This window comes from Pseudarthrobacter sp. C1 (assembly GCF_034720455.1).
Classification (GTDB): Bacteria; Actinomycetota; Actinomycetes; order Actinomycetales; family Micrococcaceae; genus Arthrobacter.
Genome location: NZ_JAYESK010000008.1, coordinates 116816 through 135916, shown reverse-complemented (window position 1 = coordinate 135916; position 19101 = coordinate 116816). Strand labels below are relative to the sequence as shown.

Sequence of the window (19101 nt, the reverse complement as noted above, 5' to 3'; positions counted from 1 at the left end):
TATGGAGCAGCGGTAAGCAGCCGAAGGCCCGATGGCAGGAGGCATCCGGGGCGGAAGGATGGAAAACGTACCCGCTTCAAGCGATGGCCGACCAAAGGAAACACCATGAAAAAGTCCACAAAAGTAGTCGCCGCGGCAGCCGCCGGCGCCCTTGCCCTGACCGCCGGGGTGACGGCTGCCGCGAATGCGGGCGCCGGGCCTGCCCCGTCGGCCGTCCCCGCCGTTGACATCCAGCCTGTGCCCGCCAACGTGGTGCAGCAGAACCGCATTTCGGTGGGCGCCTCGGCCAAGGCTGTCCAGGCCGCGCTGGCTAAGTGCCAGGCGGACAACCTGCCGTTCGTGACTGTGGCGGTGGTGGACCGCTTCGGGACCGTACAGGCACTCCTGCGGGGCGACAATGCGGCCGAACACACGATTGAGGCCGCCCGGGAGAAGGCCTACACGGCGGCAGCCTTCGGGACCCCCACCAGCGAGCTCGCCAAGCGGATCAACGGAACGGGCCCCAGCATCGCGGACCTTCCGGGCACGCTCTTCCTGGCCGGCGGCCTCCCGCTGAAGGTTAACGGTGTTTCGGTGGCCGGCATCGGCGTCGGCGGCGCTCCGGACGGTGCCCTGGATGAAGCCTGTGCTGCAGCCGGCGCTGATGCCATCGCTGCTGCTGCTGCCGGCCAGTAGGCTGGGCGGCGCGGAATGATGCCGGTTTTGAGGTCCGGGGCGCTTGGCCTGGTCCTTTCCCTGGCCTTGTCCATGACGGCGTGCCAGGCGGGGCCGAAGGAGGCCCGGCCGCCGCAGGCTGCTCCGCCGTCGTCCCCTGAAAGCACGAAAGGGGGGCCTCCTGCAACGGCGCCCGCCGCGCCTCCCCCGCCGGCCCTGTCCGCCGGGGAACAGGCGCAACTCGACCAGGACCTCGTCACTGCTGCCAAGGCCAACGACGTCCCGTTGGTCAGGGAGCTGATTCGCCGCGGCGGGAACGTCAACGCCAAGGACGCACTCCAGGACTCGGCTTTCCTGTACGCGGGGGCCGAAGGATTCGACGAGGTGCTCAGATTGACGCTGGCGGCCGGAGCCGACGTCGCCAGCACCAACCGTTACGGCGGCACCGCACTGATCCCGGCCAGCGAGCACGGCCACGTGGACACTGTCCGGATCCTGATCGACGCCGGCGTGCCTGTCAACCACGTCAACAACCTGGGCTGGACCGCCATGCAGGAGGCCATCCTGCTGAACAGCGGCAGTCCCCGCCAGCAGGAGGTGGTCAGGCTTCTCCTTGCAGCCGGCGCCGACCCGGAAATCCGCGATCCGGAGGGCAGGACCCCCCTCCAGAATGCCGAACGCCTGGGCTTCACGGAGATCGCCAACCTGCTCCGTCACCGCGGCTAGGAGTTTAGGCGGCCTCGAGCACGCTGACGTAGTTGGCGATGCCCACGCCGCCCATGTTCTGGACGGCAGCCCGGCGGGGGGCCGCGAGCTGCATGTCGCCCGCGGTCCCCGTGAGCTGCATGGCGGCGATGACGTGCTGGGAGACTCCGGTTGCACCCACGGGGTGGCCCTTCGCCTTGAGGCCGCCAGAGACGTTGACGGGCAGCTTGCCGTCCCTGTACACCCAGCCTTCTTCGATGGCCCGGGCGCCCTGGCCGGGCTCCGTCAGGCCCATGGCCTCGTACATCAGCAGTTCGGCGATGGTGAAGCAGTCATGGACTTCGGCGAAGTCCAGGTCCGCCAGCCCGACGCCGGCCATCGCCAGCGCGCGCTGCCACGAGGCGCGGGTGGCCTCGAAGGCCACGGGGTCACGGCGGGCCGCGGGGAAGAAATCGTTCGCGTGGCCAAAGCCTGCGAGCCGCACGGGCGCAGTGGCACCGCCGGTTGCGGAGGTTGACAGCACGACGGCGGCGGCACCGTCCGAGACGGGGGAACAGTCCGTGCGGCGCAGGGGATCGGCCACCATGGGGTTCTTGTCCGAGACGGTGCGGCAGAAGTCCTCGCCGAGGTCCTTGCGGAGCTGGGCATAGGGATTGTCCACGCCGTTGCGGTGGTTCTTGGCGGCGATACTGCCCAGGACGTCGCCCAGGTTCCCGTCGCCGTACCGCTTCCCGTAGTGCTTGGCCACCTCGGCAAAGAGCCCGGTGAATCCAGTGGTGGACGCCTTGCCGGCCATGTCATAGTCGGCGCCCAGCAGACCCGCCCCCACAACTTCGGCGCCCGCATGGGTCATCTTCTCCGCGCCGATCACCAGCACGGTCTTGGCCGTGCCCGCCAGCAGCGACTTGGTGCCCTGCTGGAAGGCAGCGGAACCAGAGGCGCAGGCGTTCTCCACACGCGTGGCGGCGACGTTCGCCAGGTCGGGGGAGACCTGCAGCGCCAGCGACGACGGGAACGCCAGCGGCATCATGCCGGAGTTGAACTGCCCGAGGTAAATCTCGTCGATCTGGCCGGGCTCGATGCCGGCATTGCTGATGGCCTCGGCGGACACCTGGACGATCAGGGATTCCAGGGTCTCGTCCGTCAGTTTGCCGAATCGGCTGTGGCCCCAGCCCGTGAGCAGGACATCCTTGCCGAACTGTTCCTTGAGGCTCATGCTGAGGCTCCTTCCAGGGCTGCTTCTTCCAGTGCGACAGCGAACTCCGCTTCCGTCTTTTCGCGGATCTCCTCCACGGTGACCCCTGGCGCGAGGCGGGTCAGCGTGAGCTGCCGGCCGCCCCCTGGTGCCTGCCCGTTCTTCACAAGGTCAAACACTGCGAGGTCGCTGATGATCCGGTCCACCACGCCGAGGCCGGTCAGCGGAAGCGTGCACTCCCGCACGATCTTGGCCGAACCGTCCTTGGCGTTGTGTTCGGTGAGGACCACCACCCGCGGCGTACCGGCCACCAGGTCCATGGCCCCGCCCATGCCCTTGACCATCTTGCCGGGGATGGTCCAGTTGGCGAGATCGCCGCTGCCGGAAACCTGCATGGCGCCGAGGATGGCGACCTTCACGTGGCCGCCGCGGATCATGCCGAAGGAGGTGGCGGAATCGAAAATGCTCCCGCCTGGCAATACGGTGACAGTCTGCTTGCCCGCATTGATGAGGTCGGCGTCCTCCTCGCCCTCGTACGGGAACGGTCCCATGCCCAGCAGCCCGTTTTCGCTCTGCAGCACCACCCGCACGCCCTCGGGCAGGTTGTTGGCCACCAGCGTGGGGATGCCGATGCCCAGGTTGACGTAGTCGCCGTCGTTCAGTTCTTCGGCTGCGATGGCAGCCATTTCATCCCTGGTCCAAGCCATGATGGTGTACTCCTCGGTGGGTTCGGTTTTCAGACGGCCAGTGGTTCGGCATCCACGGACATGACGCGCGGCCGGACGGTCCGCTGCTCGATGTCCTTGATCCGGCTGCTGGCCTGGACAAGCCGCTGGACGTACACGCCGGGCGTGACGATGTGGTTGGGGTCCAGTGCCCCTGGTTCGACGATGACTTCCGCCTCCGCGATGGTCAGCAGCCCTGCCGTTGCAATGACGGGGTTGAAGTTGCGGGCGGTGTAGCGGTACGTGAGGTTACCGTCCGTGTCCGCGGTGTGCGCGTGGACAAGCGCGACGTCGGCCCGGATGGCCCGCTCCTGGACGTACGTTTCGCCGTCGAACACCTCGTGCGGCTTGCCTTCGGCAACCAGGGTGCCCACGCCGGTCCTGGTGTAGAAAGCAGGGATGCCGGCGCCGCCTGCCCGCAGGCGCTCGGCCAGGGTTCCCTGCGGCGTGAACTCAACCTCAAGCCGTCCGGCCAGGGACTGCTCCGCAAAGAGCTTGTTTTCGCCCACATAGCTTGCGATGACCTTGCGGACCTGGCCGGCCTCGATCAGGATGCCCAGGCCCTTGCCGTCCACACCCATGTTGTTCGAGACCACCGTCAGGTCCTTCACCCCGGAATCGCGCACCGCTTCAATCAGGTCTGCGGGTATGCCGCTGAGGCCGAATCCGCCCACAGCCAGGGTTATGCCGTCCCGCAGGCCCCCTTCCAGTGCGGCGGCGGCAGTTGGCTGGAGTTTGGTCATGGCGTCTCCTCATTGAGTGTCCTGCAGTCATCCACTTTGTGGACAGTAGGTCTGGAAAGGGACAGTACGGGGAGTCTTTGGGGGTGTCAAGGCGGTCGCAGGATGCCGAAACTAGCCCGTTCTATAGTGTGGACGGTACGCTGATCACAATCCACATTATGGACATCGAAGGAGTGAAATGAGCCAACTTCCCGTGCAGGGAGCCCAAGTGGTAAGCCGCATCGCCGGATTGCTGCGGCTGGTCGGGCGCAGCGCGGAGGGGATGTCCCTGGCCGCGCTGGTGCAGGAATCAGGCCTCACGAGGCCCACGGTCCACCGGCTCCTCTCCTCCCTGGCTTCCGAGGGGCTGCTCGACCACGATGCCGGAAGCGGCAACTGGGTTTTAGGGCCCGAGATCCTCCTGATGGGATCAGTGGCGTCGGCTAGGTTTCCGCTGGAGGACATCGCCAGGCCCAGCCTCCGCCGGCTTGCCGAAGCCACCGGCGAGAGTGCGTTCTTCTCCATCCGGCGTGGTTCCGAAACGGTGTGCCTGCTGCGTGAGGAAGGCAGCTTTCCGGTCCGGTCCTTCGTGCTGCACGAGGGCGTGCGGTTCCCCCTCGGCGTGGCCTCCGCGGGCACAGCAATCATGGCCTTCCTGCCCGAGGCCGAGCAGGAGGAGCTGTTCAGCCACTGGGTGGAACACGCCGGCAGTTTCGCCGCCGCCCACACGGAGGAACTGGTCCGGGCCAACCTTGCCCGGACCCGGCTGGCGGGCTACTCGGTGAATCCCGGGCTGGTCCTGGAAGGCAGCTGGGGCATGGGCGCGGCGGTGTTCGATCAGGCCGGCCGGCCCGCCTGGGCCCTCTCACTCACCGGAATCGAGCCGCGGTTCAAGCCCGACCGGCAGGAAGAACTGGGCGGCCTGCTGATGGCGGAGGCCCACCGGATCACGCAGCAGTTGGGCGGCGAGAAGGCCCGCCTGCCCCGCTGAGTCCCTCCTGCCTTCCAGGGCAAAGCACGACGGCGCACCAACCCTCCCGGTGCGGCGCGCCGTCGTGCCTCCCCTGACGGTGGGGGAGGCTGCGGCGGGCTACAGCCCGGCCCGCGGCTCCTCCGGACCCTCGCTCTTCCACCAGGTGTCAAAGATGGTCACGGGGACCGTGCGCTTGTGCCGGGTGCGCAGGTACTTTTCTTCAATCGACTTGGCCACGGACTCGGGAACATCCCGGCCTTCCAGATAGTCGTCGATCTGGTCATAGCTCAGGCCCAGCTCGTCCTCATCGGTGCGGCCCGGCCTGTCGTCCAGGAGGTCCGCGGTGGGCACCTTTTCCCATACTCGGGCCGGGGCGCCGAGCTTGGCCAGCAGGGCACGGTTCTGCCGCTTGTTCAGGCCGAACAGCGGCAGGATGTCCGCGCCGCCGTCGCCGTACTTGGTGAAGAAGCCCGTTACGGACTCGGCGCCGTGGTCCGTGCCAATGACCAGGTAATTGTGTTCTCCGGCCAGGGCGTACTGGGCAATCATGCGGGTCCGCGCCTTGGTGTTGCCCTTGTGGAAGTCGGAAATTTCCGTTCCAACGGTCTTTTCGAACTCATCCTCGAAACCGTCAACCGCCGCGGAGATGTTGAACGTCCACTCCGTCTTGGGCTTGATGAAGTCGAGGGCAGCCTGGGCGTCTTCCTCGTCATGCTGGACGCCGTAGGGCAGGCGAACCGCCACGAAGTTGGCTTCCACCCCCTCGGCCTCCAGCTCCTCGACTGCCAGCTGGGCCAGCTTGCCCGCCAGGGAAGAGTCCAGCCCCCCGGAAATGCCCAGAACGAAGCCCTTGGTATGGGTGGCCTTCAGGTAATCCTTCAGGAACGTGACGCGCTTGCGTACCTCCCCGGCAGGATCGATCCGGGGCTGTACGCCCATTTCTTTGATGATGCTGGCCTGGAGTTCGCGCATGGGGACCAGCCTAGCCAGCCGTGTCAACAACGCTCAAGCATCCACACCGGGCCGCCCCCACTAAACTGGAGTCCATGACTTCCCCCAGTGACACTGCAGTGGATACTGCAGCCGCCCGCGCCCGCCTGCTGGAACTGATCAAGGAACTCGCCGTGGTCCGCGGCAAGGTGATCCTCTCCAGCGGAGCCGAGGCTGACTACTACATCGACCTGCGCCGCATCACGCTGCACCACGAGGCCTCCAAGCTGGTGGGCCAGGTGATGCTGGCCCTGGCGGACGACGCCGGGATCGACTTTGAGTGCGCCGGCGGACTCACCATGGGCGCGGACCCGGTGGGTACCGCGGTCATGCACGCTGCAGCGGACGCAGGTCGGACCATCGACGCGTTTGTGGTCCGCAAGGCGCAGAAGTCCTATGGCATGGGCCGGCAGGTGGAGGGCCCGTCGGTTGAAGGGCGGAAAGTGCTGGTCCTGGAGGACACATCCACTACCGGCGGCTCGGCCCTGACGGCCGTGGAGGGCGTCCGGAAGGCTGGCGGCAACGTGGTGGCTGTGGCCGTCATCGTGGACCGTGATACGGGCGCCAAGGAAAAGATCGAAGCGGAAACCGGTGTGCCTTACCTGTTCGCCTTCGGTAAGGATGAGCTGGGGCTTTCCTAGCCTTTCCCGTTACGTTCGCCTCGCGGGCCGGCCTTGGGCCGCCCGCGGTGTGGACCGGGCCGTGGGGCTGCTCTATCATTTGCGGTAACCCTCTATCCCGTACGGAGAACGTGCACCATGCTCCCCCCTGAACAGCCTTTGAGCACCACCGACCAGGTCCAGAACCTGATCCTGGAGAGTGCCGACTTCGAGGACTTCCTCAACGAGCTCGCCCGCTTTTCCGCGCACCAGATGGCCGGCGACGGCGACGACGCGCTCTGCGGCATCACGCTGCTCCGCGACCGCAAGGCTGCCACCATCGGCTGGAGCAGCGATTCGGCCCGGGAAGTGGACCAGATCCAGTATTCGCTCTCGCAGGGACCGTGCCTTACCGCCGCCCAGGAGGAGCGCGAAGTCCACGTTCCGGACCTGTTCGAGGAGAACCGCTGGGGCCCTGACTACGCAACAGCCGTGGCTTCCCACGGCCTGCGGTCCGTGCTGTCCCTGCCTTTCAACCTGCAGGGGGAAGCGAAGGCGGCCCTGAACCTGTACTCCGATGCCCCGCACAAGTTCGATGAGCGTGCCACTGCCAGGGCCCGTGAATTCACCCGGGAGATCTCCCAGGCGCTGCGGCTGGCCGTGCGCTTCTCGCTTCACACCGACAGCGCGGCAAACCTCCGGGCCACCCTGGAGTCCCGCACCATCATCGACATCGCGATCGGTATCGTGATGGCCCAGAACAGGTGCAGCCAGGAGGCTGCAGTCGCCATCCTGACAGAGGCGTCCAGCAACACGAACACCAAGCTGAGGGACATTGCCAAGTCCTTGGTTGATTCGGTTGGCGGTGCCGGCACCCGGACCCACTTCCAGGAACCGGGGAAAGTCCAGGCGGACCAGAGCGCATAGCAGGCTCCCTTCCTTGTTACTGACGGGTTGTGCGGGGCTTCGGGGGAGGTTACGCTTACCGAGGTTGAGCCGTCGGCCATAGACACCTCTTTTGGAGTACCTATGGACCGCGCCCTAAATGCCTTTGTTAACCTCGATGTCCCCGGCGACATTGTCCGGATCGGTGTCCGGGGAAGCCTGAATCAAGGCTCCCGGCCCGAACTTGCCCACATTATTCGACGGATCAGGCGGATGGGCATCCGCTCCCACATCCACGTTGACCTTTCCGGGGCTGAGCTGGTGGAGTCCGCCGCCCTCGCCGGCCTGCGGAGCGACCTGAATGCCATTGACACCGGTACGCTGCCTGGAATCTACGGCGACGGCGTTTCCCTGGATGTCTCCCGTGGCACCGGGGATCGGGCCGGGGGCAACGATCCAGATGGACCCGGGCTTGCACTCATCGAAGGGCTGGCCGACGAGTGCGGGGACGCCGAGGACCTTGCCGAGGAGCTTCCGCTGGTTCCCGTCAGCCGCCTGGAAGAGTTGTGCGGCCGGCCCTTGGAAGAGTATTCGGAAGCGGAACTGCTGACCGCGAGTGACTCCATCTTTGCCCTGCTGGACAGCCCGAAAGCGTTCCCGGGTTCGGACCTGCTGGGCCGCTACAACGACATCGGAGAAGAGCTGCGGCGACGCCAGGAGGATTCCGGCGCAGCACTTCCAGCCTCGGAGGGGCAGGCGGCCAGCTGAGCGCCGCTGGCTGCATGGCGTCACTCAATGGTTACGGGCGCCGTCTTGCGGCGGTAACTTCAGGTGTGCCTACGGTAGAGGCGTGCCGTATGAGGGGGAGGTAAGTCCGCAGGACCGGCCCGGGGTTCCGGGGGCCCGGCTGCTGGCGGAAGGTGCTGCCCTTAAACAGTTTTCCCGGCGCGGGTTCCTGTCGGGAGCCGGTGCGTCGGGACTGCTCGCTGCGGACATGCTGCTGACCCGCCAGGTGCAGTCACAGCGCCGGACCAATAGGATCCTGCCCGTTGATGACGGCTTCGCCGATCTCTACTACCGCGATGCCAGTTGGTTCCTTTTTCCCGGCTATAAGACGAGCTGGGAAGAAGCCCAGTGGATCCTCAACTCCCTCCGCGGCGCGCTGAACAAGCGCGCACGGCTTGCCGCCGTCGGGTATTCCAACCAGGGCCTGGACATTGACGAGATCGTGATTGCGGTCATCGAATATGTCCGGGCGCAGAAGCTCACCAAGTTGTTCTTCTACGGCCACAGCTTCGGCGGGATGGTGGCCACCCAGGTGGCCGCGCGCCTGCGGGAGATCCATGGCGTGGAGGTGCAGTTCATCGTTCTCGATTCCAGCCCCTACAGCAAGCACGACGTCCTGGACCAGAGCTGGTTCGACGGCGTCGTGTTCCTTTATGAGCGCGGTTTCCGGTTCCCGTCCACCCTCCGCGGCGGCTACGAGCTGGGGGAGCGGGTCATCCATAAGGACGAACGGAGCTGGCGCCAGATCCTTGACCAGACCCTGGAGCAGCTGTCGCCGATCGCCCCGTCCAGCGTGCTCATCCAGTCCGAGTCGGCGTACATCTACCACTTCGAGGGCAGCCGGTTCGCGGACAAACTGGGCGGCGCCAAGATGGCCTACATCGGCAACCCCAGCGACCGCACCGTCCGGTACCAGACCGCCGTGGAGGCCTGGGCCGTAGCTTTCAAGGCGAACATGGTGTCAAGCTCCCTGCAGACAGAGGGCGCCAGGCCGGCCCATGCGAGCCCGGGCTGGAACCCCGGCGTCTACCGGCCCATCCTGGAAGAACTGCTGGATGAGCACTTCCCGCTGCCGCGCGGCGGCTCCCGGGTGACGGTGTTCTAGATCTGGTTCTTCAGGTCCGCCACGGAGTTCAGGATCTGGTTCGGCCGGAAGGGGTAGGCAGCGATGTCGTCCTTGTGGGTGATGCCGCTGAGGACCAGGACGGTGTGGAGCCCCGCCTCCATGCCCGCGATGATGTCCGTGTCCATCCGGTCCCCGATCATGGCGGTGGTCTCGGAGTGGGCGTCGATCTGGTTCATCGCCGAACGGAACATCATGGGGTTCGGCTTGCCCACGATGTACGGCTCACGTCCGGTGGCCTTGGTGATCAGGGCCGCGATGGCTCCGGTGGCAGGCATGGGTCCGTCTTTGGAAGGGCCGGTTGCGTCCGGGTTGGTGGCGATGAACCGGGCGCCCGCGAGGATCAGGCGGATGGCCATGGTGATGGCTTCAAAAGAGTACGTGCGCGTCTCGCCGAGCACCACGAAGTCCGGGTTCTGGTCCGTGAGGATAAAGCCTGCCTCGTGCAGCGCCGTCGTCAGTCCTGCCTCGCCGATGGTGTAGGCGCGGTTTCCGGATTCCGAGCCCCGCACCTGGTCCTTGAGGAACTGCGCGGTGGCCAGGGCGGAGGTCCAGATGTTCTCCTCGGGGATTTCCAGGCCGGAGGAGCGCAGGCGCGCAGCAAGGTCGCGCGGGGTGAAGATGGAGTTATTGGTCAGCACCAGGAAGCGCTTGGAGGTGTCCACCCAGCGCTGGATAAGCTCAGCGGCGCCGGGGATCGGCTGGTTCTCGTGGACCAGCACGCCGTCCATGTCCGTCAGCCAGCATTCAATCTCCTGGCCGCTGCGGTATACCGCCGGTGATCCTTTGACCTTGTCCTCGTCTGCCATGCCTACCTCCGCGTGTGATGCCTGTGATGAAAGCCCGAAAGGTCCAGTCTAGTGTTGAGGGGTGAACCAAACGCCCGGCATGACGTCCGACCCCCAGCAGCCCGAACCTGAGGAGGCTGCCCCTGAAAAGGCGGAGGTCGGCGTCGGGCCCTGGGAAGGCGTCCTGCCCGAAGGCGACCACTGGGACCCCGATCTCCTCGCCGACGGCGACCGCCGCAACGTCCTGGACAAGTACCGCTACTGGAAGCACGAGGCGATTGTGGCGGAACTGGACTCCAGGCGCCACAACTTCCACGTCGCCATCGAGAACTGGCAGCACGACCTCAACATCGGCACCGTGGTGCGGACGGCCAACGCGTTCCTCGCCAAGGAAGTGCACATCATCGGACGACGGCGGTGGAACCGGCGGGGCGCCATGGTCACCGACCGCTACCAGCACGTCCGGCACCACCCCACTGTGGCGGACTTCGTGGCCTGGGCGCAGGGGGAGGGGCTGGCGATTATCGGGATCGACATTTTCCCGGACTCCGTGCCGCTGGAGACGTATGAATTGCCCAGGGACTGCGTCCTGGTGTTCGGCCAGGAAGGACCCGGGCTGACGCCGGAGGTCCACGAGGCTGCCGTGGCCACCCTGTCCATCGAGCAGTTCGGCTCCACCCGGTCCATCAACGCAGCCTCTGCCGCGGCCATCGCCATGCACGCCTGGGTGCGCCGGCACGTGTTCAACCAGCACGTGTAGCTTGCGCCGGGCTTGCGGGTTTGGGATGCGGGCGTAACCGGGAGCACAGGCTGCACGGAAATGACTAGGATGGTGCTAGCCGTAAGCGGTACTCCAGGGTTACCAACCCAAAGACGAACCTCAGCATAGGAGTCAGCATGCCCATTGCAACCCCAGAGATCTACTCCGAGATGATCGACCGCGCAAAGGCGGGCGGCTTCGCATTCCCGGCCGTGAACGTGACGTCCTCGCAGACGCTGAACGCCGCCCTCCGCGGCTTCGCCGAAGCTGAGTCCGACGGCATCGTCCAGGTTTCCACCGGCGGTGCGGCTTACTGGTCCGGCGCGTCCACCAAGGACATGGTTGCCGGTTCGCTGGGCTTCGCGGCGTTCGCCCGCGAGGTGGCGAAGAACTACGGCGTGAACATCGCGCTGCACACCGACCACTGCCCGAAGGACAAGCTGGACGGCTTTGTCCTGCCCCTGCTGGCCGCTTCCGAGGCTGAGGTCAAGGCCGGGCGTAACCCGCTGTTCAACTCGCACATGTGGGACGGCTCCGCCGAAACCCTGCAGGAGAACCTGCGCATCGCCCGCGAGCTGCTGGAGCGCACTGCTGCCGCCAAGATGATCCTCGAGGTGGAGATCGGCACCGTGGGCGGCGAAGAGGACGGTGTTGAGAACGAGATCAACGAAAAGCTCTACACCACCGTCGAGGACGCTCTGGCCACCGTTGAGGCATTGGGCGCCGGCGAGAACGGCCGCTACATCACCGCACTGACCTTCGGCAACGTCCACGGCGTCTACAAGCCCGGCGGCGTCAAGCTCCGCCCGGAGATCCTCAAGGACATCCAGGCCCAGGTGGGCGCCAAGATCGGCAAGGACAACCCGTTCGACCTCGTCTTCCACGGCGGTTCCGGCTCCTCGGACCAGGAAATCGCGGACGCCGTCTCCTACGGCACCATCAAGATGAACATCGACACCGATACCCAGTACGCCTACACGCGTCCCGTGGCACACCACATGTTCAAGAACTACGACGGCGTCCTGAAGGTTGACGGCGAAGTGGGCAACAAGAAGACCTACGATCCCCGCGTCTGGGGCGCAGCCGCCGAAGCAGGACTGGCGGCCCGCGTTGTGGAAGCCACCAAGCAGCTCGGTTCCGCCGGAAAGACCTTCTAGGAATGTCCGATGAGTTCCGTAGGAATTTGATGGGCCCCGAGCCCACGCTCCTGCCTGCCGAGACTGAGGTCTACCAGCAGCTCGAAGCGGGCCAGGAAGCCCTGGACCTGGTGGCCAAGCACCCCACATCCTCGCTGTTGTGGGCAGTGCTGGCGGAAGAGGCCTGGGCAGAAGGACGGACCATCGATTCCTACGCCTACTCGCGCGTGGGCTACCACCGCGGCCTGGACTCGCTGCGCCGCAACGGCTGGCGGGGCGTCGGTCCCATTCCCTGGGAGCACGAACCCAACCGGGGTTTCCTGCGGGCACTGTACTCGCTCGGCCGCGCCTCGGCTGCGATTGGCGAAGCGGAGGAGCCGGAACGGATCGAGAAGTTCCTCAACGATTCCGACCCGGCGGCCAAGGCGGCCATCGAAGCCTCCTAGCAACAGCGACGCGGGGTCACTTACCGCCCTTTCCGGGACTCGGAGACGGCGTTTAGCGACCCCGCGTTGGTTTAACGAACGACGGCGGGCGGTCACCTTTTCGAGAAAAGTGGCCGCCCGCCGTCGTTCGGCTTAAGGGTCCGGAGCCGGATTAGCTTGCCTTTTGCAGCCCTGTCCGCGCCATCGCGTCCGCGTAGGCGACCCGCATGTCCTCGAGGTACTCCTCCTGGCGGGCAGGTGAACCGGCGAAGGCGCGGCCGCTGAGGGAGCGCACCTTGTACGTCTTCAGGCCGCGGCGCCAGAGCAGCGGGACTTCGGTTTTCAGGAGCAGGTTGGCCAGGCGGTTGGCTTCCGTGCCGTGGGCAACGATGACCGACGCGCGGGGAACCACCGCCAGGAACTTCAGCAGCGGCTTAAGGCCTGCCGAGATCTGGTCCGGGGTGAATTTGCCGTTTGCCTCGCCCGGGATGTGCCACGGGTGGACGTTCCACGGCATCACGAACTCGGGACGCAGGCCCAGCTTCCACTGGATACCCAGCATCCGGGTGGCGGCGTCCTCGTCCCCGGGGGTGATGAAACCGGACTTGTCTGCCTCGCCGATGTTCGAGTACAGGCTGATGATGCGGCACTCGTCCACATCGTGCATGGGATCGACGTAGGGCACCACGGTGCCGGGCTTGGCATCCTGCAGGGAATCGCACAGTTCGTTGACGGCAGCAACGTTGGGTTCGTAGCGGCGGCTCAGGAGTTGCTCATGGAAGGATTCGGGTGCCAGGGCTGTCATGAAGTGCTTGATCTCCTGCGGGGATTGATGGTGCTTCCGCCGGCGAAAATGGGCGCACGGTGGCACAGCTCATCAACGGCGGTTAATTGGGGTGGGCCGATTCCTGGTCGGCCTTTACCAGTTTAGCAAGCCCAGGCAAACGAAACGCCGGTCGCTTCGAGCCAATACTCATTGGCAGTTGGCCAAAGCCGCCCGGGATGGCTCCGGACGCCGTTCTTTTCGGAACGTAATAACTGCCTGCAGGATCCAGTCACATCCATTGACAGGATTCATCCAGGTTGGTTGGCTTTTGTCACAGCCCGTGACGGGGGACATGGCGGGCTGGTCGCACTCCACCTGCACCGGAAGAGGTACCGCACCGTGAGAAATACCCTGGCAACTTTCAGGACCCTGGCAGTATCGGGAGCCCTGGCCCTGGCGGCCCTAGCTGCGCCCGCACCCGCGCTCGCCGTCGGAGAGGGCCCCAACTATGACGGCAACGGCCAGATCACCACATCGAAGCTTGCCACCTACGACCAGATGGTCTCGTTCCTCAAAGACCAGGACGCCCGCCAGTCCGCCATGGAGCTGGAAGTCATCGGCCAAACGGTGAAAGGCCGGGACATCCACCTGGTCAAGTACATTTCGGACCCGGCCAAGCCCACCATCCTCTACCTGACCCAGCAGCACGGCAACGAGCAGCTCACCACCGAAGGTGCGCTGGAGTTCGTCAAGCACCTTGGCACCGGCAAATCGCAGGATGTCCTGGACGGAGTGAACATCCTCATCGTGCCCATGCTGAACGCGGACGGCGCCATGGGCGATGTGAACTTCCCGCTGGACGACTACCTGGCCAAGGGCGACCGGAACATGACCCGCTACAACGCGGAGGAGGTTGACCTCAACCGGGACCACGTGGCCAAGGTCCAGCCTGAGACCCAGGCGCTGCACAACAACGTGATGCGCAAGTACAACGTGGACTACATGATCGACCTGCACCACCAGGGCACCCGCAGCCAGCGGGACGGTGAACTGGTGTCGGGGTCCATCCTGTACCCCACCACCCCCAACGCTGATCCGGCCGTGGTGGAAAAGTCCAAGCAGTTGGGCGCCGTGGTGTTCCACAACGTTGATTCCACCGGCTGGGGCCACCTGGGCAAGTACGTGGGCGGCAGCGCTGAAACCATCAGCCGCAACGGCATCGCAGTGGAATACGGGATCGCAACGCTCCTGTTCGAGATGCGCGGCATGTCCGACCACTACCTGGACGGCTACGCCCTGGGGCTCCGGAGCAACGGCTACCTGATCAAGCAGACCGTGACCACGCTGACCGCCACCGCCGCCGCCATTGCTGACGGTTCAATTGCCGACGCCGACACCTCCTTCTGGGACAGCCTCGCCACCCAGGCCTCCCGCCCGGGAGAGGAAGCTGACGACGAGTAGCAGCCCACGCTGACAGTCCGCCGCGGTCCTCCCGCAGGAGCCTTTTATCCTGCAGGAAGGACCGCGGCGGCCAACGAGTGGACAAAGTCCCTCATCGGCTAAACTTGGGTGGTAAGAGCCCCGGAACTCTTGCGTCGCTGCGCCGCCCCGCGGACCAGCGAAGGCCGGTACGTTCGGGGCATTCTCATGAACGGCGCTGCGCAGGACCGCCACTCTGTGGCCAACCGGGCAGCCCGAACGAATGGGGGAGGATCCCATGCCAGCAATTGTGATCGTAGGAGCCCAGTGGGGCGACGAAGGAAAAGGCAAGGCCACCGATCTCCTGGGCGGCCGTGTTGATTACGTCGTCAAGCCAAACGGCGGCAACAACGCCGGGCACACCGTCGTCGTAGGCGGTGAAAAGTACGAACTCAAGCTGTTGCCGGCAGGCATTCTCAGCCCCAACGCTGTCCCCATTATCGGTAATGGCTGCGTGGTCAACCTCGAGGCCCTCTTCCAGGAAATTGACGGCCTGCAGGCCCGCGGCGCCGATACCTCCAAGCTCCGCGTCTCGGCCAACGCCCACCTGGTGGCCCCGTACCACCAGGTGCTGGACAAGGTCACCGAACGCTTCCTCGGCAGCCGTGCCATCGGCACCACCGGCCGCGGCATTGGCCCGGCCTACATGGACAAGGTGGCCCGCCTGGGCATCCGCGTGCAGGACGTCTTCGACGAGTCCATCCTCCGCCAGAAGGTGGAAGGGTCGCTGCGCCAAAAGAATGAACTCCTGGTCAAGGTCTACAACCGCCGCGGCGTGGTGGTGGACGAGACCGTGGAGTACTTCCTGTCCTTCGCCGAACGGCTCCGCCCGCTGGTCATCGACAGCACGCTGGTCCTGAACTCGGCGTTGGACGAGGGCAAGGTTGTCCTGATGGAAGGCGGCCAGGCGACGTTCCTGGACGTGGACCACGGGACGTACCCGTTCGTCACCTCCTCCAACCCCACGGCAGGAGGCGCCTCCGTTGGCTCGGGCATCGGGCCCACCCGCATCTCCCGCTCCATCGGCATCATCAAGGCGTACACCACCCGCGTTGGCGCCGGCCCGTTCCCCACGGAACTCTTTGACGAGATGGGCATGTACCTGCAGAAGACAGGCGGCGAGTTCGGCGTCAACACCGGCCGTCCCCGCCGCTGCGGCTGGTACGACGCCGTCCTGGCCCGCCACGCCTCCCGCGTCAACGGCTTCACGGACTACTTTGTCACCAAGCTGGACGTGCTCACAGGCATCGAGCAGATCCCTGTGTGCGTGGCCTACGACGTGGACGGCGTCCGGCACGATGAAATGCCCATGACGCAGACCGAATTCCACCACGCCAAGCCCATCTTCGAGTACTTCGAGGGCTGGACCGAGGACATCACCGGCGCCCGTACGTTGGCTGACCTGCCGGAAAACGCGCGCAACTACGTGCTCGCCCTTGAAAAGCTGTCCGGCACGCGCTTCTCCGCAATCGGCGTGGGACCGGACCGGGACCAGACCATCGTGGTGAACGACCTCATCAACGACTGACCGGGGCAGGAATTACGACGGCGGCGGGCCACCCACACGGGTGCCCGCCGCTTTTGTTTTTCCAAAAGTCCGGCAATTTACACAGGGTTTACGCGGTAGCTCTTGTGGGGCGGGGCACCTGGACGACAGACTTATCAGCACCACGTGATGCGATCACCAATTCGTTCGACCAAACCCGCGGGCACAGGCGCAGCGATGTGCATGGACCGGTTCGTGACAAAGACGTCGCTGGACAGGATCCCGCAAACCGGGAGGATTTATCATGGCCGGAAAGTTCGAAGCTTTTGTTGACTCAGAGTTGTTTTTCAGGTTCAGGCTTCTGGCCCCGGATGGAACGGTGATGGCCGTATCCGGGCCCTTTGAGGACAAGTCCGCCCTCGCGGCCGGAATCTCCGCCGTCCGCGAATGCGCGGGCACCGGACTGGTCACCGATCTTTGCCCTGCCGGGGCGGTCACCAGGCCCGCCCCCGCCGCGGCGCCGGCACCGGTCCCCGCAAAGCCGCAGCCCGACTGCGAAGACCAGCGTGTCCCGGCCAGGACGCACCCTTTTGCCATCGTTCAGGGGTCCCGCCGGCAGGCAAACCCGCCGCGCTGGACCACGGCAGCAGCCCGCTGAACCTCCAGCCGGGCCGCCGTCAAAAAAGTTCCAAAAGTTTTTTCGGAAACGCGTAACCCTTCCGCCCTTCCGGGCGATTACCCCTATGTAGCGCCGGTCTGGAACTTGTCCCCCATCACGTTCCAGGCCGGCTCTTTCACTTTCCGAGGGCAGGGGCAGTTGCCGTGTGGGACCGGCGGAGTACGCGTGGCGGTCCGGGACGGTGATTACTGAGGGGTAAAGTTGTGCGGGGAACCGGGCCTTATGCAGGCCGGACAGCTTCTCCGCTCACACGAACCCCTTTTTGACTGAAAGCACTACGTCCGTGACTGATGCCCTGACAGACGAGGACCTGCGGGACGGGCCCGCCAGGGCAGCCGTCTTCAGCCTTGTCTACCGGACGTATGCATCACAGGTCCTGGGCTACCTGACAGCCCGGGGTGTCGAAGATCCGGAGGCGGCCATGCAGGAAGTGTTCCTTTCCATCCTGCCGCGCCTCGACTCTGTGCACGGGGGAGCCGCAGGACTCCGCACATTCATTTTTTCGGTGGCCCACGCCAGGATGGTGGACGACCACCGGCGCCAAAGCCGGATGCCCGCCAAACTGCCGTTTGAGCCGGAGCTGGACCAGCGGGAAGATTCGTCGGCTGAATCAGAAGCCCTTGAGCGTATTTCGCCGCTGGAAGTCCTTGGACTGCTTGATTCCTTGCCGCAGGACCAGCGCGACGTACTGTCCCTCCGCCTTGTGGCCGGACTTACTGTCGAGCAGGCAGCGGACGCCATGGGCAGGAGCGAGGGGTCCGTGAAGCAGCTCCAGCGCCGGGCGCTCCTCAAGCTGCGGGACCTTGCGGAAGTGAAGGAGTACCTGAAGCCATGAAACCACAAGCGCGTCACCTCGCCGCCGTTGCGGAGGAGATGCTCCTCGACGCAGGCCTGGCACAGGACGCGGAACTTCGCCGCGCGCTCCTCGCCATAGGCCAGTTGGCGGACCTGCCTGTGCCGGTTCCATCGGGACGGCTGGCAGCGCTGCTGGGCGCGCCCGTTCATGCGGCACTGGATGATGCCCCCGACCGGCGCCGCGATGACACAGCGGACGGCCCGGGTGACGAGCTCGGCAGGCGCCGCCGGCTCCGTTCACACCGTCCGACGATCGTCGGGTTGGCGCTCGTGGCTGGAATGGGCATGGGTGTGGGTACTGTTGCGGCCAGCCCGGCCGGCTCCGCCCCTTCCGGCAGCCTCTCGATACAGCAGATGCTCAAGGACTGGGCGCCGTCCTGGACCATCCGCACGCCCCAGGCCACCACCTCAGGGTTCCTTCAGAAGGCCAATCGCGATGACGGAACCGACGTCCCTGCGCAGCGTGACGCCGGGCTGGCAGGCAACGAAGCCCCGCTGGCCGAGGATTCTCCGTTGACCCTGCAGTCACAGCGATCCGGGCAGGTTTCCTCGCCTCAATCGCCCGGGCAGGTCCGGAACGGTTCGGGGGTACCTTCCGGCGTTAACGGACCGGGCCTGGCGAAGAAGGAATCGGGGAAGAACGGCGGCGAGGCCGCTCAAAACGGCGGGTCAAATGCTGCTTCGCCGGACAGGGCGGACCCGGGCACCGGCCCTGGCAACGCACCGGATGCAGGCGAAGAAGAATCCGGGCGCGGGGTTGGCCCTGCATCCGGAATTCTTGCCGAATCCGGGCAGCTGGCAGCAGCACAGCGAGGCGCTGATTCCACTGTCGCAAACGTCCTGCCGGGGGCCAAGTGGCTGGAAAAGTTCATTCGCTAAGCGGTCCCGGGTTGGCGGGGTGTTGGCCTTGCCGCCTGCTTCTCCGCGTAGGCTGGGCCCATGGGCCACACTAACGATCCCGCAGTCATTGAACGCCTGATGCGCACCAAAGGGCGCTGGGCCATCGTTGGCCTCAGCACCAACGAGTGGCGGGCCGCCTTCGATACCGCGCTGTTCATCAGGGACCGCCTGGGCATGGAAATCATCCCGGTCAACCTCCCCGGAGACGCCGTCCACGGCGAAACCGGGTACCGCAGCCTCCTGGACATTCCGGCGTCAAAGCAGCCCATCGACGTCGTCGACTGCTTTGTTAACTCCCAAAAGGTGGGGGCCGTGGTGGACCAGGCGATCGCGGTGGGAGCAAAAGCAGTGTGGATGCAGCTGGGCGTCATCGACGAGGCTGCGGCGGAGCGGGCCAAGGCGGCGGGACTGGACGTCGTGATGGACAGCTGCCCGGCCCAGCAGGCCTGGAAGTTCAACCTCTGACACGC

General features: G+C 65.6%; 22 protein-coding genes. 16 read left to right on the top strand and 6 right to left on the bottom strand.

Going from position 1 to position 19101, the window contains the following annotated elements:
- The first annotated feature begins 105 nt into the window (after positions 1-105).
- Both U7114_RS14485 and U7114_RS14480 read left to right on the top strand, forming a co-directional pair.
- The gene (locus U7114_RS14485; protein WP_323057741.1) at positions 106-675 is read left to right on the top strand and encodes a heme-binding protein; all 570 of its coding nucleotides are present in this window, start codon (positions 106-108) and stop codon (positions 673-675) included.
- A gap of 15 nt (positions 676-690) precedes the next feature.
- On the top strand, positions 691-1380 hold the full coding sequence (locus U7114_RS14480; RefSeq protein ID WP_323057740.1) for an ankyrin repeat domain-containing protein: 690 nt from the start codon (positions 691-693) through the stop codon (positions 1378-1380).
- A gap of 4 nt (positions 1381-1384) precedes the next feature.
- Here U7114_RS14480 and U7114_RS14475 read toward each other — a convergent pair whose 3' ends face one another.
- From U7114_RS14475 to U7114_RS14465, 3 genes are read right to left on the bottom strand one after another with little or no spacing between them, the layout of a single operon-like run.
- On the bottom strand, positions 1385-2575 hold the full coding sequence (locus U7114_RS14475) for an acetyl-CoA acetyltransferase (protein WP_323057739.1): 1191 nt from the start codon (positions 2573-2575) through the stop codon (positions 1385-1387).
- A complete protein-coding gene (locus tag U7114_RS14470) occupies positions 2572-3261 on the bottom strand; it encodes a CoA transferase subunit B (RefSeq protein ID WP_157239398.1) in 690 nt (229 codons plus the stop codon). The genes U7114_RS14475 and U7114_RS14470 overlap by 4 nt, the downstream gene beginning before the upstream one ends.
- A 29-nt stretch (positions 3262-3290) precedes the next feature.
- Positions 3291-4022, bottom strand: a complete 732-nt coding sequence (locus U7114_RS14465; RefSeq protein WP_323057738.1) for a CoA transferase subunit A — start codon at positions 4020-4022, stop codon at positions 3291-3293.
- 178 nt (positions 4023-4200) lie between these two features.
- Between U7114_RS14465 and U7114_RS14460 the strand changes: the two genes are divergently transcribed.
- Entirely contained in the window at positions 4201-4992 is a 792-nt protein-coding gene (locus U7114_RS14460; RefSeq protein ID WP_323057737.1) for an IclR family transcriptional regulator, read from the top strand.
- Between the two features lie 99 nt (positions 4993-5091).
- Here the strand turns inward: U7114_RS14460 and nadE are convergent, their stop codons facing one another.
- Positions 5092-5946 (bottom strand): ammonia-dependent NAD(+) synthetase, encoded by an 855-nt coding sequence (gene nadE / locus U7114_RS14455; RefSeq protein WP_323057736.1) that lies wholly within the window; start codon positions 5944-5946, stop codon positions 5092-5094.
- A 74-nt stretch (positions 5947-6020) separates the two neighbouring features.
- On the opposite strand from nadE, the gene pyrE reads away from it, so the two are divergent.
- From pyrE to U7114_RS14435, 4 genes are all read left to right on the top strand, one after another.
- Positions 6021-6605 carry an orotate phosphoribosyltransferase gene (gene pyrE / locus U7114_RS14450; RefSeq protein WP_323057735.1) on the top strand — a complete coding sequence of 195 codons (585 nt, stop codon included), beginning with the start codon at positions 6021-6023 and terminating at the stop codon, positions 6603-6605.
- A 117-nt stretch (positions 6606-6722) separates the two neighbouring features.
- The gene (locus U7114_RS14445) at positions 6723-7490 is read left to right on the top strand and encodes a GAF and ANTAR domain-containing protein (RefSeq protein ID WP_157239389.1); all 768 of its coding nucleotides are present in this window, start codon (positions 6723-6725) and stop codon (positions 7488-7490) included.
- A gap of 102 nt (positions 7491-7592) precedes the next feature.
- Positions 7593-8216, top strand: a complete 624-nt coding sequence (locus U7114_RS14440) for a hypothetical protein (RefSeq protein ID WP_323057734.1) — start codon at positions 7593-7595, stop codon at positions 8214-8216.
- 82 nt (positions 8217-8298) lie between these two features.
- The gene (locus U7114_RS14435) at positions 8299-9339 is read left to right on the top strand and encodes an alpha/beta fold hydrolase (protein WP_323057733.1); all 1041 of its coding nucleotides are present in this window, start codon (positions 8299-8301) and stop codon (positions 9337-9339) included.
- On the opposite strand, the gene U7114_RS14430 is transcribed toward U7114_RS14435, so the two are convergent.
- On the bottom strand, positions 9336-10166 hold the full coding sequence (locus tag U7114_RS14430) for an HAD-IIA family hydrolase (RefSeq protein WP_157239385.1): 831 nt from the start codon (positions 10164-10166) through the stop codon (positions 9336-9338). The genes U7114_RS14435 and U7114_RS14430 overlap by 4 nt on opposite strands.
- Before the next feature lie 79 nt (positions 10167-10245).
- On the opposite strand from U7114_RS14430, the gene U7114_RS14425 reads away from it, so the two are divergent.
- The 3 genes from U7114_RS14425 to U7114_RS14415 all read left to right on the top strand — a co-directional run bounded on the left by U7114_RS14425 (position 10246) and on the right by U7114_RS14415 (position 12487).
- Positions 10246-10905, top strand: a complete 660-nt coding sequence (locus tag U7114_RS14425) for a TrmH family RNA methyltransferase (protein ID WP_323057796.1) — start codon at positions 10246-10248, stop codon at positions 10903-10905.
- Between the two features lie 137 nt (positions 10906-11042).
- On the top strand, positions 11043-12062 hold the full coding sequence (gene fbaA, locus U7114_RS14420; RefSeq protein WP_321215237.1) for a class II fructose-bisphosphate aldolase: 1020 nt from the start codon (positions 11043-11045) through the stop codon (positions 12060-12062).
- Positions 12063-12064: 2 nt separating this feature from the next.
- Positions 12065-12487: a DUF3151 domain-containing protein gene (locus tag U7114_RS14415; protein ID WP_323057732.1), complete on the top strand. Its 423-nt coding sequence runs from the start codon at positions 12065-12067 to the stop codon at positions 12485-12487.
- A gap of 151 nt (positions 12488-12638) precedes the next feature.
- On the opposite strand, the gene U7114_RS14410 is transcribed toward U7114_RS14415, so the two are convergent.
- Positions 12639-13271 carry a uracil-DNA glycosylase gene (locus U7114_RS14410; RefSeq protein WP_157239380.1) on the bottom strand — a complete coding sequence of 211 codons (633 nt, stop codon included), beginning with the start codon at positions 13269-13271 and terminating at the stop codon, positions 12639-12641.
- Between the two features lie 360 nt (positions 13272-13631).
- On the opposite strand from U7114_RS14410, the gene U7114_RS14405 reads away from it, so the two are divergent.
- The 6 genes from U7114_RS14405 (at position 13632) to U7114_RS14380 (ending at position 19096) form a co-directional block, all read left to right on the top strand.
- Positions 13632-14693, top strand: coding sequence for a M14 family zinc carboxypeptidase (locus U7114_RS14405; RefSeq protein ID WP_321215239.1), 1062 nt, complete (start codon positions 13632-13634; stop codon positions 14691-14693).
- Positions 14694-14949: 256 nt separating this feature from the next.
- Positions 14950-16239, top strand: a complete 1290-nt coding sequence (locus U7114_RS14400; RefSeq protein ID WP_323057731.1) for an adenylosuccinate synthase — start codon at positions 14950-14952, stop codon at positions 16237-16239.
- Positions 16240-16501: 262 nt separating this feature from the next.
- A complete protein-coding gene (locus U7114_RS14395; RefSeq protein WP_157239376.1) occupies positions 16502-16855 on the top strand; it encodes a YegP family protein in 354 nt (117 codons plus the stop codon).
- Between the two features lie 304 nt (positions 16856-17159).
- The gene (locus U7114_RS14390) at positions 17160-17711 is read left to right on the top strand and encodes a sigma-70 family RNA polymerase sigma factor (RefSeq protein ID WP_323057795.1); all 552 of its coding nucleotides are present in this window, start codon (positions 17160-17162) and stop codon (positions 17709-17711) included.
- Positions 17708-18610 (top strand): hypothetical protein, encoded by a 903-nt coding sequence (locus tag U7114_RS14385; protein WP_323057730.1) that lies wholly within the window; start codon positions 17708-17710, stop codon positions 18608-18610. The genes U7114_RS14390 and U7114_RS14385 overlap by 4 nt, the downstream gene beginning before the upstream one ends.
- A 60-nt stretch (positions 18611-18670) precedes the next feature.
- Positions 18671-19096 carry a CoA-binding protein gene (locus U7114_RS14380; protein ID WP_157239357.1) on the top strand — a complete coding sequence of 142 codons (426 nt, stop codon included), beginning with the start codon at positions 18671-18673 and terminating at the stop codon, positions 19094-19096.
- Positions 19097-19101 lie beyond the last annotated feature (5 nt).

Excerpts from the sequence above, each read along its gene's own strand:
- U7114_RS14485 (WP_323057741.1), top strand. The coding sequence starts at position 106 with ATGAAAAAGTCCACAAAAGTAGTCGCCGCGGCAGCCGCCGGCGCCCTT.
- U7114_RS14480 (WP_323057740.1), top strand. The coding sequence starts at position 691 with ATGATGCCGGTTTTGAGGTCCGGGGCGCTTGGCCTGGTCCTTTCCCTG.
- U7114_RS14475 (WP_323057739.1), bottom strand. The coding sequence starts at position 2,575 with ATGAGCCTCAAGGAACAGTTCGGCAAGGATGTCCTGCTCACGGGCTGG.
- U7114_RS14470 (WP_157239398.1), bottom strand. The coding sequence starts at position 3,261 with ATGGCTTGGACCAGGGATGAAATGGCTGCCATCGCAGCCGAAGAACTG.
- U7114_RS14465 (WP_323057738.1), bottom strand. The coding sequence starts at position 4,022 with ATGACCAAACTCCAGCCAACTGCCGCCGCCGCACTGGAAGGGGGCCTG.
- U7114_RS14460 (WP_323057737.1), top strand. The coding sequence starts at position 4,201 with ATGAGCCAACTTCCCGTGCAGGGAGCCCAAGTGGTAAGCCGCATCGCC.
- nadE (WP_323057736.1), bottom strand. The coding sequence starts at position 5,946 with ATGCGCGAACTCCAGGCCAGCATCATCAAAGAAATGGGCGTACAGCCC.
- pyrE (WP_323057735.1), top strand. The coding sequence starts at position 6,021 with ATGACTTCCCCCAGTGACACTGCAGTGGATACTGCAGCCGCCCGCGCC.
- U7114_RS14445 (WP_157239389.1), top strand. The coding sequence starts at position 6,723 with ATGCTCCCCCCTGAACAGCCTTTGAGCACCACCGACCAGGTCCAGAAC.
- U7114_RS14440 (WP_323057734.1), top strand. The coding sequence starts at position 7,593 with ATGGACCGCGCCCTAAATGCCTTTGTTAACCTCGATGTCCCCGGCGAC.
- U7114_RS14430 (WP_157239385.1), bottom strand. The coding sequence starts at position 10,166 with ATGGCAGACGAGGACAAGGTCAAAGGATCACCGGCGGTATACCGCAGC.
- U7114_RS14425 (WP_323057796.1), top strand. The coding sequence starts at position 10,246 with ATGACGTCCGACCCCCAGCAGCCCGAACCTGAGGAGGCTGCCCCTGAA.
- fbaA (WP_321215237.1), top strand. The coding sequence starts at position 11,043 with ATGCCCATTGCAACCCCAGAGATCTACTCCGAGATGATCGACCGCGCA.
- U7114_RS14415 (WP_323057732.1), top strand. The coding sequence starts at position 12,065 with ATGTCCGATGAGTTCCGTAGGAATTTGATGGGCCCCGAGCCCACGCTC.
- U7114_RS14410 (WP_157239380.1), bottom strand. The coding sequence starts at position 13,271 with ATGACAGCCCTGGCACCCGAATCCTTCCATGAGCAACTCCTGAGCCGC.
- U7114_RS14400 (WP_323057731.1), top strand. The coding sequence starts at position 14,950 with ATGCCAGCAATTGTGATCGTAGGAGCCCAGTGGGGCGACGAAGGAAAA.
- U7114_RS14395 (WP_157239376.1), top strand. The coding sequence starts at position 16,502 with ATGGCCGGAAAGTTCGAAGCTTTTGTTGACTCAGAGTTGTTTTTCAGG.
- U7114_RS14385 (WP_323057730.1), top strand. The coding sequence starts at position 17,708 with ATGAAACCACAAGCGCGTCACCTCGCCGCCGTTGCGGAGGAGATGCTC.
- U7114_RS14380 (WP_157239357.1), top strand. The coding sequence starts at position 18,671 with ATGGGCCACACTAACGATCCCGCAGTCATTGAACGCCTGATGCGCACC.